This is a genomic window from Paraburkholderia solisilvae (assembly GCF_902859875.1).
GTDB classification, from domain to species: Bacteria; Pseudomonadota; Gammaproteobacteria; order Burkholderiales; family Burkholderiaceae; genus Paraburkholderia; species Paraburkholderia solisilvae.
In genome coordinates, this window is sequence record NZ_CADIKF010000007.1 from 107,316 (window position 1) to 120,177 (window position 12,862).

General features: G+C 59.3%; 11 protein-coding genes. 4 read left to right on the top strand and 7 right to left on the bottom strand.

Translation table 11 applies throughout. The features are described from left to right. Positions 1-392 precede the first annotated feature (392 nt). The gene (locus tag HV675_RS06710) at positions 393-2,828 is read left to right on the top strand and encodes a hypothetical protein (RefSeq protein WP_175110092.1); all 2,436 of its coding nucleotides are present in this window, start codon (positions 393-395) and stop codon (positions 2,826-2,828) included. Then, complete coding sequence (locus HV675_RS06715; RefSeq protein ID WP_281364010.1) at positions 2,804-3,871, top strand: NAD(P)/FAD-dependent oxidoreductase; 1,068 nt, start codon at positions 2,804-2,806, stop codon at positions 3,869-3,871. Before HV675_RS06710 ends, HV675_RS06715 begins: the two co-directional genes overlap by 25 nt. 233 nt (positions 3,872-4,104) lie before the next feature. Here HV675_RS06715 and HV675_RS06720 read toward each other — a convergent pair whose 3' ends face one another. From HV675_RS06720 to HV675_RS06730, 3 genes are all read right to left on the bottom strand, one after another. After that, complete coding sequence (locus HV675_RS06720) at positions 4,105-4,554, bottom strand: tautomerase family protein (RefSeq protein ID WP_175110094.1); 450 nt, start codon at positions 4,552-4,554, stop codon at positions 4,105-4,107. Positions 4,555-4,722: 168 nt separating this feature from the next. Beyond that, the gene (locus HV675_RS06725; protein ID WP_175110095.1) at positions 4,723-5,220 is read right to left on the bottom strand and encodes a DUF302 domain-containing protein; all 498 of its coding nucleotides are present in this window, start codon (positions 5,218-5,220) and stop codon (positions 4,723-4,725) included. Between the two features lie 272 nt (positions 5,221-5,492). After that, entirely contained in the window at positions 5,493-6,014 is a 522-nt protein-coding gene (locus tag HV675_RS06730; RefSeq protein ID WP_175110096.1) for a tautomerase family protein, read from the bottom strand. Positions 6,015-6,355: 341 nt separating this feature from the next. On the opposite strand from HV675_RS06730, the gene HV675_RS06735 reads away from it, so the two are divergent. Beyond that, on the top strand, positions 6,356-7,270 hold the full coding sequence (locus tag HV675_RS06735) for a pirin family protein (protein WP_175110097.1): 915 nt from the start codon (positions 6,356-6,358) through the stop codon (positions 7,268-7,270). A 161-nt stretch (positions 7,271-7,431) separates the two neighbouring features. Here HV675_RS06735 and HV675_RS06740 read toward each other — a convergent pair whose 3' ends face one another. Then, positions 7,432-8,526, bottom strand: coding sequence for an NmrA family NAD(P)-binding protein (locus HV675_RS06740; protein ID WP_175110098.1), 1,095 nt, complete (start codon positions 8,524-8,526; stop codon positions 7,432-7,434). Positions 8,527-8,726: 200 nt separating this feature from the next. On the opposite strand from HV675_RS06740, the gene HV675_RS06745 reads away from it, so the two are divergent. Further along, positions 8,727-9,302 (top strand): winged helix-turn-helix transcriptional regulator, encoded by a 576-nt coding sequence (locus HV675_RS06745; protein WP_175110099.1) that lies wholly within the window; start codon positions 8,727-8,729, stop codon positions 9,300-9,302. Positions 9,303-9,310: 8 nt separating this feature from the next. On the opposite strand, the gene HV675_RS06750 is transcribed toward HV675_RS06745, so the two are convergent. The 3 genes from HV675_RS06750 to HV675_RS06760 form a co-directional block, all read right to left on the bottom strand. Then, on the bottom strand, positions 9,311-10,252 hold the full coding sequence (locus HV675_RS06750) for a crotonase/enoyl-CoA hydratase family protein (RefSeq protein ID WP_175110100.1): 942 nt from the start codon (positions 10,250-10,252) through the stop codon (positions 9,311-9,313). A gap of 70 nt (positions 10,253-10,322) precedes the next feature. After that, positions 10,323-11,189 carry a hypothetical protein gene (locus HV675_RS06755; protein ID WP_175110101.1) on the bottom strand — a complete coding sequence of 289 codons (867 nt, stop codon included), beginning with the start codon at positions 11,187-11,189 and terminating at the stop codon, positions 10,323-10,325. Between the two features lie 481 nt (positions 11,190-11,670). Beyond that, positions 11,671-12,537, bottom strand: a complete 867-nt coding sequence (locus HV675_RS06760) for a carotenoid biosynthesis protein (RefSeq protein WP_175110102.1) — start codon at positions 12,535-12,537, stop codon at positions 11,671-11,673. Positions 12,538-12,862 lie beyond the last annotated feature (325 nt).

Below are 12,862 nucleotides of genomic sequence, written 5' to 3' on the forward strand. Positions count from 1 at the left end.
TCGGTGTCGACCTTTCACTATCGCATCACGAACTGCCTCCATGGTTGAGCACAGATCGGCACCGGCCTGCGCGACCTTTTACATTGCGTTGGGCAATCTTGCGACGGCGCTCAGGTTCAACATGCATGCATCGGGTGCTTCAGTCTTATCGGTCAGTGACACGTCACTGACGAATTGGCATCCTTCACCCATCTCTGGCAACTGATATGCGAGGCATGATGAAAGCTCCGCAGCGAGGGCGACGTCGAGCGTACATTGCAATGGCATGTGACAACCCGCAACGCAGCTGGACTGCCGATTAGCTGACTACGGAATGAGTCGACATGCAAGCGTGTTCTGGTGGAAACAGGTGGGCGGCAATCGCCGCGCGGCCACAACCAGAGATTGCCAACATGACTGACATCGAAACTCAAGCGCTCGACATCCTGCACAAGCGGTTCGAGGCTGGCTGGGCACCCGTGTTGGCGCGCTTCGGAATCGCGCCCAATTTCGGAGCATCGGTTGAAGCGGTACGCGATGCGCTGCTTCGGCCGCTTGCGGCGTTCGATCGCGCAGATCCGCTTGTCAGCGATCTGGCGGCCGATGCAAATGCAGCACTGTGCCCGAACGACCCGGCGAAAAGCGTGATCTACCACGTATGGGCCGGTTCGCATTCGACTCCCGGTCTCGATCGGCCACCTCTGCGCGAGCTCGATGCAGTCGAAAACTATATCTATCTGCTGGGCCAGCACGAGTCGTTGCCGGATGAGCCGCTCGTACCGATGGTGCTCGCGTACGCATACCGCAAGCGCGCCGCGACCGCGCATCGACTGCACGCGGACATGGTTTACTCCCGGGTAGCCGTCACTCGCGTCGGAACGCGCGACGCCCGCTTCGATTCCGAGCGACAGACATGGGAATCCTGGGGCGGTGACGGTTTTCGCGTCACGCGCGCGCGTCTTGGGTTGTTTCTCTGTCGTCTCGTCGACGGGAACGCCGCCAATGTGTCAATTCTCGATCGCGTGGACGGCGACGGACAACGCAGCTTTGCATTACCGGTACGCAAGCTTTTCGTGGGGGCACGACTTCACAATGCTTCCATGATTCAGTCGATCCGCTTTCGTGGACATTTTCTCGGCGACAAGCTCAAACGTGTGATCGATGTGAGCGGCGCCGCCGTGCCAGGTACGCTCGACACCAGTCGCCCGCCCTTCGTTAACGAAGCGCAACTCGACGTACCCGCCGGTTCGCAAACGAGCGACACCGCGATCGAAATGAATACGTTCGACGGCGCGTGCATCGTCGGCCCACGGCCGCGTGCGCAGCTCGTTTCGGTCGCCACGCAGGACACGCAGATTGCGCGATTCGTTGTGCCGCCGCGCGAAGGGCCGCCGTCGCTGTTGCGCGGGCATGGCATAGACGTCGGCAACCTGAGCATAAACCGCCACTACACTTCGCTGCAGGTACCGTCCAGCAAGACCCGTCTTGCGATTGAAGCGGTATTTGCGGAGTTCGAGCACGTCTTGCCCAGTGTGCTCTATCCGCTGCCGAAGGTTCGGCCGCGGGCCGCGCCGGAGTTCGTCAATATGCGGCATCGTGTCGAGCCCGATGGCCGTATCACCGTGCTGGGCAATACGTTGCCGCCTGGCGAATATGAAGCGCAACTCGACGCCGGCGGCTTCGAAGCGGCCATGTTCGACGACGGCACGATGGACGGCGCCGTGTGGGCGGACATAGACGGTGTGCCGGCTTCTGCGGCGTTCGTGCTGGTGACGGCGCCGGATTTCTTCCCGCGCGCGGACGAAGAAGATCTTCAGGCGTGGAGCAAAACGAACCCGTCGCGCGCTGCGTGGCATGAGTTCAAGGAAGGCGGTCCCACGCCGCTGTCCGCGGGGCGTTTTGTGCCCAACCTGTTGCTTAAGGATTTGCGGCGCGATGCGCCGCTTTTTACGCGCGCGGATAACACCGCCACCGCAGTGGTCGGTCGACCGTTGCCGCAAGGCTCGGAAAACCCGCAGCCCGAGGTTGCGGATTTTCGACGGCACGCAGGCGGGTTCCTGCCTGATAGCGCGTCCGACGAGTTCGCGCCGGGATGGGATGTGTCGTACGACGAACTGGACGGCACGTATTACTACACCACACATGGCCTCGGTTCACCGTTTCCTGAAGACGTGAAATTCTGCGCATCGGCCAACGCGTACTGGCCCGCGGCGTCGCCCGATGCCGCTCGTACATTCGAGAGGCCGAACATTCCGACCGCCGTACCGATGCTCGACGACGAACTGGGCTTTCACCCGGAAAGCCCGGACGGCACGCCTGATGCGAAGCCGGGTTGGGACGGCGAGTTCGGTCCATTCTTCGAAACCCGCGATGGCGTGCCGGGTGTCAATTCGGCGGATATTCGACGCTCGGACTATGTTTACAACGCCACGCAGAACACGTTCGCGTCGCGTGTCTTCGATCTTTCGAGTGATGAGTTGATTCGCCGGATAGAGGCGCTTCGCGCATGCCTTGATGCGATTCCGAAGGCGGGCTCGACAATGCCCTCGGAAACACACTACTGGGTTGTCGGGGCAAAGGCCGTGCGCGACACCGATGCGCGTGCGCCACGCTATACGTTCGAGTTGTGCGTGCCCGATAACGCCCATGCACGGACTGTCGAGTCGCGCACAGTGGAAAATGCGGCCGCCCCCGGTTATTGGCGCGTGTGGCGACCAGTCGGCAACCGGATCAAGGCCGAGTGCCGCTTTGACGGTCCGGACGGCCTCGTGCCCCGCTCGGTCCGTTATGCGCGGTTCGACGATGCGACCGATAGGTACGGCGAATGGCAGGTTCGCGACGTGCCGTGACAACTGCCACCTGTGATGTATTGATTGTCGGCGATGGTCCTGCCGGCTGCATGATCGCGTTGAAGCTGCGCCGCGCGGGTTTGCGATGCATGATGATCGCGCCGCGAATGCCTGCGAACCGCGAAGGCGCAATCGAGAGCCTGCCGCCGAACGTGCCCCGCCTGCTTGAAGCCGCCGGACTGCCCCACCACCACTTCGCCGATGCAATTGCCGGGCGTTTTCACGGCATCGTGTCGGACGGCGTCGTGCGCCCTTTTCTGGAAGAAACCGGTACGTCTCACATGCCCGGTGAGGGCTGGCATGTGGATAGGCGGCTATTCGATCGGGTTCTGTTGAATCATGTATTCGAGCAGGATGTGACGATCATGCGCGAGCGGCTCACCGCGGTAGAATTCACGCGGGATGGCGTCATGGCGCAAAGCCTCTCTGCATCGGTTCGGGCGCGCTGGCTGGTCGACGCGTCCGGGCGCAGCGGTGTGCTGCAGCGCTTATGCCGCCTTGCCGTGCTCCGGCCGGGCAAGCAAATGTTCGCGTGGCGCGGTGTGACGCGCATTCAACGCGATCGCGGCAATATTGAAGCGAACGACAGAAAAACATCGTCAATGCCGACGTATCAAACGTTCGGCTCGAGCTGGCTGTGGCAAGCGCCGCTCGACGACGGTTCGCTGGCCTGGACGTGGGCTGGTGACGCGAACCGACCGCCGCGGGCGCCCTCTCCGGACGACACCGGCCTATGCGATGTTGCACATGCGCGCGGATTCGATGTGAGTTGGCGCGTGGTCCGACCGACTGCCGGCGCAGCTTACTGGATCGTCGGCGACGCTGCCGCACTGCTCGACCCTCGCACTGGGCAAGGTGTGCTGTTTGCGCTGCTCTCAGCAATAGCGGCAGCGCGCTCGATCATTGCTGTCGAGCAGGCGCCGCATTTGCGCTCCTTCGAAGCAGCAACTTACGACGCATTCGTCATGAGCGAATTTCGCCACAAATGCGCGGAGCTGAGTTCGCGTGTTCCGCCGGCATCGCGCCGCGACAGCCTGGACTGATCAAGGTGGCCTGATCGAAGGCGCCGCGGTTGCGCAGTCCCCAGGCAACGATTTGTACGTCTGACACCGCAACGACGACAGGCCGGGTGCACCCCGGGCCTGTTCCATGAGTAAGACGCCAGGCTTGAAGATCAGCGTTGTGCAAGGAGGTGGCAAATCGAAATGGGTAAAAGCCACATTTGCAACCACGCGCTGCACCTCTTGCTGCAACGTGCATGTTCTAAAGCGATGACTTACCGCGGCCTCGTATACTCCGTGCGTTGCATATATTCCAGATCGACCGCGGAGAACCCTTCCTTCCACTTCGCTTCCTGCCCGGGTTTGGGCAATACGTGACCGTACTCGATCATCAACTCTTGCGGCAGATCAGAAACGTATACCCAAATGAAACGGGACGGGAGCCCTGTCGTCTCCATCGTGTTTGCTAGAAGGCGGGCAATGAGTTTCTCCTCGAGTTCAAGGGACCTCGCTCGTATGAAGGCGTGAACAAAGATTTGTTGTCCCTCAACCGGCGTGCCGCCGAGGAAAAAATCGCCTGACTCGAGATCGTGGAACATGACCTGCGCAAAGAACACATCCGCGCCTGTTATGTCGCTGTGAGCTGCCGTAATTGCCTGCGCGAGCCTTACCTTATGCTCCGGGCTGAGGGTACCCCTCGTTGCCGTTACTCGATAACTCGGCATTTCGAATCTCCAAAACGTCTAAGGAAATGCAGTTGCATACACTGGCATACGCCAGCCTGTTTGCCCACCCTTCCTTGCCGCGATGGCGACGGCGCGATCCAGCAACTTTCCCTGCTGATGAACCCCACCGGCGCCACAGTTTGACTCACAGAAAGACGCGGCGTCAGATCAGGCGCGGGCGCCGGTGGACGATTCTGCAAGGGCGAGCAATTTCGCGTCGAGCTTCAACGCGGCTTCGTGTAACGCAGCATTTTTCAGGCCGCTCATCAGGGTCGACGGTTTGTTGTACATGAAACGGGTCTCGCCATTCGTGGTTTCGTAAATGGCAACGCGCACAGGTACGTCCAGCCCCGCCCCGATATCGTGCCGAATCATCGTGATGGCAATCAACGGATTGCCGATGACGTACATGCGCATCTTGTGCGGGTGGCCTTCGAGAGCCGCCCATTGACCGTGATCGAATGTGATGAAGCGGGTTAAGCCGCTCGAGCCAAGCGTCGCCGTGACGCGTTTTTCGAAGTCGGCTTTGTCCGTTGCGCGTTCTGCCATCGATGACAATCCGTCGATTTCCGCACTGCCAACCAGCGATTCGAAAGCGTTCACGACCTCGTCGAACGAACGTTTCGTCGAGATGGTGACGTGGTCTACCGTGATCTGTTCAATCATCATGCTTCCTTCTGGAAAATACTTCACAGGGATGGAGTAATGCACGTTGCGCGCGAATACCGCTTGCGATTGCCTTGTAGAACACTTTCGTTACATCTGTCGTTCGCGTGAGTCGATCAGTTCGTCAGGCGCGGGAGATTGGATCAGGTTAAGCTCGCTCATGACTTACCTCCAGAGAATCATTGTCATGATAAGCATGACTTAACGGAACGATGATCGAAAACCCGAAAACGTTCGTGACGGTGATTAATGATGCATCTTTGACGCGCGCGCTATCGAGGGATGCCGAATTCGGCTTTAAGCTTGGCTTGACCGTCGAACAGAGCTTGCATTTCGTCGCGACGCTGCTGCGAAACATCGCCGTCCATCATGTCGACGATTTCTCTCAACGGGGTTGTGCGGTGCCCGACAAGCCAGTGCAACTCGCGCTCTTCCGTGCACACCACCCAGATGCCGGTTGCGTCATCGTCGGGGCCGACTGCGAGCGCCTCGCGGATATTCTTCGCCACTTCGCTTAAAGCTCTTGCCTTGAGTTCCGAGTTCATGAAACCTTCGGGCGCGATGATCCGCGCGAAAGCCATCTTGCGTCCTTGCAAATAGGTATCGTCAAGCCGACCGCCAATGGCCCACCTATCGGCAGCCAGCACATGGAACCATACCCAGTCCATCTTACGGGCCTTCTCTGTGGGGCGGCCGAACTCAATGATCTCCATCGTGTCCGAGATGCTTCGCGCGAGGTTCGCCCGAACGTCATCGCTCAGCGGTTCGCGCGTGGTGATTTCGACCCATGGCATGGCAGCAAGCTCCATTTCGGTTGCGATGAATCCGGTATCTGCATATGCTGGTAATAAGTCAAGAAACTCGCATGCCTTTCATCGTCCGGTCCGTTCACAGCGAGCCGGCGCGTGAACCACAGGCGAGTTCGTCGACTTTTACGTCGAATGACGAGATCGCTTTTTATTTCTAGCCGTATGGCTCTCGTCAGGCAAAGGAACACATGATGCGTTGAAATGTTACGGACATGGCAGCAACGCCTGGGGTTGCCATTGGTCACTCGAAAGCACGATGACTCACCGCAGACACGTGGTTGCGGCGCCCAGTACTACCACCTCGATCCTGACAAAATGGTGAAGCGATGGATTCAGAGACACGTCCTCCAGCAGCAGTCGACTCGCAGCAAGCACGCCGAATTCTGCAACGAACCAGCGGAAAAACCACCGGCCCGATCACTCGGCTGGCAAGCCCGTCGGACATTGGGCAATTGATCAAGCCGTTTGTGCTCCTGGACTATGCCGAGCTCGACTTGCCTTCACCGATCGACGCCCGGCTGCATCCTCATTCGGGCATTGCAACGCTTACGACGCTCGTGGGCGGATCGCTTCATTTCCAGGACAGCAACGGACAACCGAGATCCGTGATGGATGGGGGCGTCGAATGGATGCAGGCGGGTCGCGGTATCTGGCATGGCGGCTCCGTCAGCAGCACCGGCACGGCCAGGATGTATCAGTTGTGGATTGGACTGCCGCCACCGCTCGAATTGAGCGCGCCGTCCCAAATGTTCCTGCGCCCCGAAGACGTCCCTTCGGACGGCCCCGCGCACGTTTTGCTGGGTTCTCTGAACGGACGGGCAAGTCCGATCTGCGAGCCTCAGCCCATTACTTACCTGCATGTTCGTCTTAGGGAAGGCGAAAATTGGCGCTACACCCCTCCTGCCGGGCACGATGTCTTGTGGATATCCCTGTATTCCGGATCTCTCGACGCGGGTGAGCACGTTTCAGAAGGCGAGCTGGCGATTTTCGAGCAATCCGAGCGCAGCGTCGACTTTGTTGCAAGCGCGAACTGCGGTTTTGTATTGGGATCGGCCGCGCACAGCCCATTCGATCTGGTCGAAGGCTATTACTCTGTGCATACAAACACTGCAGCCCTTCAATACGGCGAGGCGGAGATCAGGCGCCTCGGGGCCCAACTGTGCGTAGACGGCAGGCTAGCCCCCGAGCAGGCGGCCCGCGTCGAACGTCAAATGTCGACCATGACTGGGCACGGCCAGTAAGTTAGTTTCACTCAATACTGGCCAAAGCCGGCCCGACGTCGAACCTACGGAGTGGGCCGCGTTGACCGGTCCGCGCCGGGCAGACGCGCCCTGATACGGACCCTCGCCCCAACGGGGGAAGGTCCGATCAGGTTTCGCGCCCACGTCCCGTCGCCATGCCTTTACAGTCTCCCCTTTCGCCCGTCCTCACTCAGCTTAAGAAGCGGAGGCGATTTATAGAGGTTTTCTGGCTGGACCCGCTCCCAAAGGCTCCCTTTTCCAAGTGCTCTACCGAGTTGATCCTCGCGCCTAAGCCACGCTTCAACGCTTCTGATCCGATTGGGATGAATTTCGTCCAGTAACGCATAGTCCCGCTGAATGACACCGTGTTTCCAGACATTCCAGAACCCGGTGAAATTATCCCGGAAACTCATGGTGCTTTTGTCATTGATATCCGCGTTGTACCCGGCGGGCAAAGCGGCGGCCATCCTGAGCGCACCATTCCAGTAGGTATCCAAATCAGTGTCGATGTAGCGTGCCGGATGCCCCGTCACCTTCTCGAATGCCTCAGCAAGCTTTTGATACCCGACATGCTCGATAGCGACTTCGAGATCCATGCCATTCGCGCGCTCCGCATTGTCGAAGAGCCATCGTGCGTAATATCCGCAGTCATCGAGCGCAACGTGAGGCACGGCCCCGCTGCCGAGCGGTACTCTCCAGGTCAAGATCCCGTCTTCCACCATGGGCGACATGGGCGTCATTGCCGAAATCGCCATCTCCATGTACGGCCCGGTGGTGAATACCGCCGCGCCCATCCTGTCTTTGTTCGTCTGGTTTTGCGTCAGGATCCATTCGCCTATGCGGCCCTTGCCGTCGTAGTGGCCGGCGCGGAACCGGGAATCGTAACCCGACTTCTTGAGCGCGTAATCGAGATTTCCGTAAACGAAGAACTGTATCCCTTCTTCGATGGCAATCTCATAGCTGCGAATCGCCCAATAGATCTCCGTCTTCTCCCCGGTATTGAAGCCGTCGATATTGATGTACGCCCCGTCGCAACCGCGGAATCCTTCCCGCAGCACGGCTTCGTCGGCAAACGTTCCCTCGACGATGGATACGTTGCCCAGCCCCAAAAGTGCTTTTGCGCGGCGCGACGTGGAGTCGCGACTCAGGGCTCGCACCGTGTATTTCCGGTCGGCGACCAGGGCGCTGATCACCGGCAAGCCCTGAGCGCCCGTGCCGCCGACGACGAAGATTCTGGAGGTAGTGCTGGAGGCCATCGATACTCCGCAGATTCGATTGAGTGAATTGTCCGGGCACGCATGCCCAAACGCTGGATGCGCCGTCAATCTTATAATAAGAGTGACTATGAGAGCAAGCGGCCAACTTGCTCGCAAGTCCCCAAATCAACCCGATTTTGTTAACTCTCATCATGAGAGTTGTGCGACCATTACCGTTGGATAAACCAAGGGAAACAGTCATGCGCTCGAAAGGATTCGACGGAATGGTATGCTCGATCGCCGGCGTGATGGCGGCGATCGGCGATCGTTGGGGCTTGCTGATTCTGCGCGATCTCATCTTCGGTCTTAGCCGATACGACGACTTTCGCCAATCGTCCGGCGTAACCAATGCCACACTTAGCGACCGGCTTAAACATCTGGAAGCCAATGGCCTCATTGAGCGCCGGCGCTATCAGGTCAACCCGGAACGATTCGAGTACTTCCTGACCGACAAGGGCAGGCAAATCGCCCCTGTCATGCTGATGCTCTCGCAGATTGGAGATCGCTGGCAGGTCTCCGGCGCTTCGGCGCCGCCGCTGAAGTTCGTCAACCTGAAAACGGGCGGCGACGTGTCATGGTGTTTGATCGATCAGAAGACGGGCGAGCGGCTCGGCCGGCAAGATCTGGGCATCAAGGAAGGTCCCGGCGCGGACGACCTCGTGCGGTGGCGGTTATCGCACGCCGCGCGCCGTCGCGAGGAGCGTGAGCTCGATGACGCATCGTCTCGCGAGGCGGCACGCCGCCCGAGCAGGCGGCGAAGCTCAGCATCGACGTAACGGTCTGCTCACTTTCCCTCGTAGACAGGCCTGCGGCCCTCTATCTCGGCTCTGCGCCCTTCCAGAAAATCATGCGTCTGGAAGAGCTCGCGATATTGTGCAGTGAGCTTGAACAAGGCTTCCTGTTCGGCGGGGTCAATTGCCAGATGAGCCGACGCCAAAGTCGTCTTGATGCCAAGCGGCGCGCAATTGGCAATCTTGTTCGCCAGTTGAATGGCGGTCTCCAACGCCGCCTTTGCGTCTGCGGCGACGATCTGCACTTCTCCCATGCGGTGGGCTTCTTCAGCGCTCCAATGATCACCCGTCAGGATGTAGCGCATAGCGTTGCCCCATCCTGCTTCGCGGACGAACCGAACCGTCGACCCGCCTCCAGGAAAACGTCCATGGGTATTCTCGTCCTGAGCGAAACGGGTATCGGCCGAAGCAACGCGGATATCGGCGACAAGCAGGAGTTCATGACCCATGTTCCAGGTATCGCCGTGTACAGCGACGACGAGCGGTTTCGTGAGACGCGGGCCCGGCGTCGTTGCAAGCGGGTTGATCGCGGTGGCTTCCGATATCGGCGGCTTTCCGCCCAGCGACCTGAAGCCGTCAATATCAATGCCTCTTGAAAAATTGTCGCCATGACCGAACAGCACTGCGGCACGCAAAGAGGGATCGTGATCGTAGTTGTAATAGGCTTCGGCCAGTTCCTTGAAAGTATCGGGGTCCACACGATTCTGAACGTCAGGACGATTGAGACCGAAGAGGACGATTGGACCGCGACGCTCCACGGTCAGCTTTGCGCCCGAATTTGATGGCGTATCCTTAACGGTCGTGACAGCGATGTCGGATGGCGGGAGTTCATCCGCGCCTGCTGCAAGCGGCGGAACCCCAAGTGCGGCTGTTCCGCCCAACACTGCCGCCGTCTTCAGAAAACCCCGTCGGGCGGCATCGTTCAAGTAAGTCATTTAATCTCATCTCCTGCGGTGTAAGTACTGCACGACAAGTTTGGATAACTTCGCGAACACATCCTTGCGATCATAAAAATTGGTCTGCCTCGCGCATCGCGACAGGTGCAATGCTGTCGCTGAAACGCGGCTTTCTTAGCAACTGGCGCAACGAAAGGATATGCAACAAGAAGGAACCGGGAACGATAAAGGCGGGAATGATCGCGTACGGATACGCTCCAATCCCCAGGTTAGCGGGATCGAAGTGCAGATATTGAAGCGGTCCGGGTGAAGTCAGCGCGCCTAAAAGGATCGCCAGGATCAGATCGCCCAAACCGAACACATTCCAGATCACCGCCGCGCGCACACTGCGAGACTGTCCGCTCGCGATCGCCGCGGCGACGGGAAAGGCCATCACCCCCGTTATGACATCACCGATACCGGCGGGCCAGGCGAAGACGCCCGGCATGGACCCCGCCGTCCATCCCAGGAAGAACACCGCCCCCACGACCCGGTAGGATTGAATGCCGATCAACCAGGCAACCGGTGTGACATCCAGTATCTTGCCGATATGAAGCGAGCGCCGAAGCACCACGACAGCGATTGCGGTCGGAACAACAATGAGCAGTGGCAGCAACGGAAATCGGATTACACCCGGCAGTAGAAGTCCTTTGGCGGCAATCACCCACACTGAGCCGAGCCACAGTGCGAGCGGAATCGCGATAGCCATCCAGGTCCGCATGCGCCGTGCTGCTGTCAGTGACGTATGCCTGAGAGCTTGCCATGCGCCGCGGAGCAACAACAGCGGCACGGCTAGACACACGGCGATAACCGACAGCCACGCGCGCTGGAACTCGGGCGCGGCAACAACCGCGGCAAACCAGAGGCTCGCCGCGATCACACTGACAGCAAGCGCAAGCATACGGTTGCCGGAAAAGACGGTGAAGTTCGGCGCCATGGGGTCCTCTTCCGAATGGAAATCAAAAACGTCTAGCGTCGTTCCAGGCCGGGGGTTACGTCGATGCAAGCGTGCGGTTGCATGGTCGATGCGAGCGACGTTGCCATCGGGCCTGAAGGCACTATACTCTTATTATGAGAGCGACTGCAAGAAGAAGAAACGGCTGATCGCCTGGCGCGCCCTGGCAGGCGAAAGAAGCCCACCGGGCCTCAGTCCGGTGAACGTATTGCTTGTGTGGGTGGACTCGAATCAGACGTCTGCGCTGAGGGAGACGCCTCGCTTTCGACGCACCTATCTGGCGGCATCAAATCACGCGCCAGAACTGGAGGATCTGCGAGTTGGACTGCACCGTGAAGACGTCCTGCGCATTCGAGCCGTCGAGCCGCTGCGTAGCGCGTCATCCGTTGCAACGCGATCAAGCGGGTTCGCGGCCGCGTCGTCGCATGTGCGGTTGCACCGCCAATTGACGAGAGCGCAAAGATCAGTCCGGCAACGCTATCGCATCTCTCACCAGTATCAATCGCAGAATTGCGAGCAGCGCGACAAGGCAAATGCCGAATGCGGCCACGATATGCAACTCCGGAATTGTCTCGATCAGAAGATGATCGAAGGCGACAAGCGCATACGCCAGGACGGGCAAGCCGGTATAAAAGCGTGTATTGCTGTGAATCTGACGTCGCGGCACAAATCGAAAGGCGACTGCGACTATCAGATAGATCGCGACCGTAGTTGCGATCCATCCCACGAAATTCTGGAACGGAACACCGAAGTAAGGCCCGCCCTTTTCCCAGATCCAGGCACCGGACCTTGCCTTACCGGGATCCATCACCGCGTCCCACGCGGTCATCGCTGTCGACGCGACGAATGCCCTCGCAAGCGCACCGCCGATTGACGACGGCGTGCCCGCGCCCTCGAGAAGAATGTGTGCCACGATCCAACTCGCGTACACCATCATGAACCAGGCGAACGGAATGATGAGTGGGACGCCCGCAATCTTCGCGCCGAGCGCATCACCGTAGTGGTAATTGCCGTACACCGCGCCGGTTGCAACGCCAACGGACTCGAACCCCCAGGACACAGCGACACAGACGAGCAGGAATAGTAGCGCCCGACGCCAGCCAAGCATATCGCTGGCGTGCAAGATCGAAAAGGCCGCAAACAGCACCGTGAATCCGGCAGAGCCCAAGCCCGGGAGGGATGCCCCGGTCAAGGCTGACGCCCATATGCTGGCGTAGCGCAGAAAGATCCCAAACAACAGCAGCCACACGAGCAATCGCTTTAGTCGAACCCAGACGACTTCATGCAGTTGAGTGGTTTCTTTTTCTGACGCTTCCAGATTTGGCGGCATACGATTTCCGATGAATGTAATAAGGCGGTGCGTGATCCATTCCGGTTGCAACCGGAATGGATCTGATTCGTGACGAACGCAGGACAGCAAAGACCGTGTCCCTCGGAGGGCGCGCAGGCAACAACACCCGGCGTGGTGTCATTATTCCAGGGGCTGTCCCCTGCCACCGCCCTTTGCCCGATGGTTCTGTGGCGACGCGGATAGGCGACGAGCAGGTCCGATGTGATAAGGAGGTCGGATCACTGAATTGCCTGGCTCGGCGGCAGAACGTACTGGCGGCGTATCCGACCGTACAACGGCAAGTCCAGGTTACGAGAGCCCCGCG

Bases quoted from the DNA above. Each gene is read 5' to 3' on its own strand.
- HV675_RS06710 (WP_175110092.1), top strand. From the start codon at position 393: ATGACTGACATCGAAACTCAAGCGCTCGACATCCTGCACAAGCGGTTC.
- HV675_RS06730 (WP_175110096.1), bottom strand. From the start codon at position 6,014: ATGCCATGGGTCGAAATCACCACGCGCGAACCGCTGAGCGATGACGTT.
- HV675_RS06715 (WP_281364010.1), top strand. From the start codon at position 2,804: ATGGCAGGTTCGCGACGTGCCGTGACAACTGCCACCTGTGATGTATTG.
- HV675_RS06740 (WP_175110098.1), bottom strand. From the start codon at position 8,526: ATGGCCTCCAGCACTACCTCCAGAATCTTCGTCGTCGGCGGCACGGGC.
- HV675_RS06735 (WP_175110097.1), top strand. From the start codon at position 6,356: ATGGATTCAGAGACACGTCCTCCAGCAGCAGTCGACTCGCAGCAAGCA.
- HV675_RS06725 (WP_175110095.1), bottom strand. From the start codon at position 5,220: ATGATTGAACAGATCACGGTAGACCACGTCACCATCTCGACGAAACGT.
- HV675_RS06750 (WP_175110100.1), bottom strand. From the start codon at position 10,252: ATGACTTACTTGAACGATGCCGCCCGACGGGGTTTTCTGAAGACGGCG.
- HV675_RS06755 (WP_175110101.1), bottom strand. From the start codon at position 11,189: ATGGCGCCGAACTTCACCGTCTTTTCCGGCAACCGTATGCTTGCGCTT.
- HV675_RS06720 (WP_175110094.1), bottom strand. From the start codon at position 4,554: ATGCCGAGTTATCGAGTAACGGCAACGAGGGGTACCCTCAGCCCGGAG.
- HV675_RS06745 (WP_175110099.1), top strand. From the start codon at position 8,727: ATGCGCTCGAAAGGATTCGACGGAATGGTATGCTCGATCGCCGGCGTG.
- HV675_RS06760 (WP_175110102.1), bottom strand. From the start codon at position 12,537: ATGCCGCCAAATCTGGAAGCGTCAGAAAAAGAAACCACTCAACTGCAT.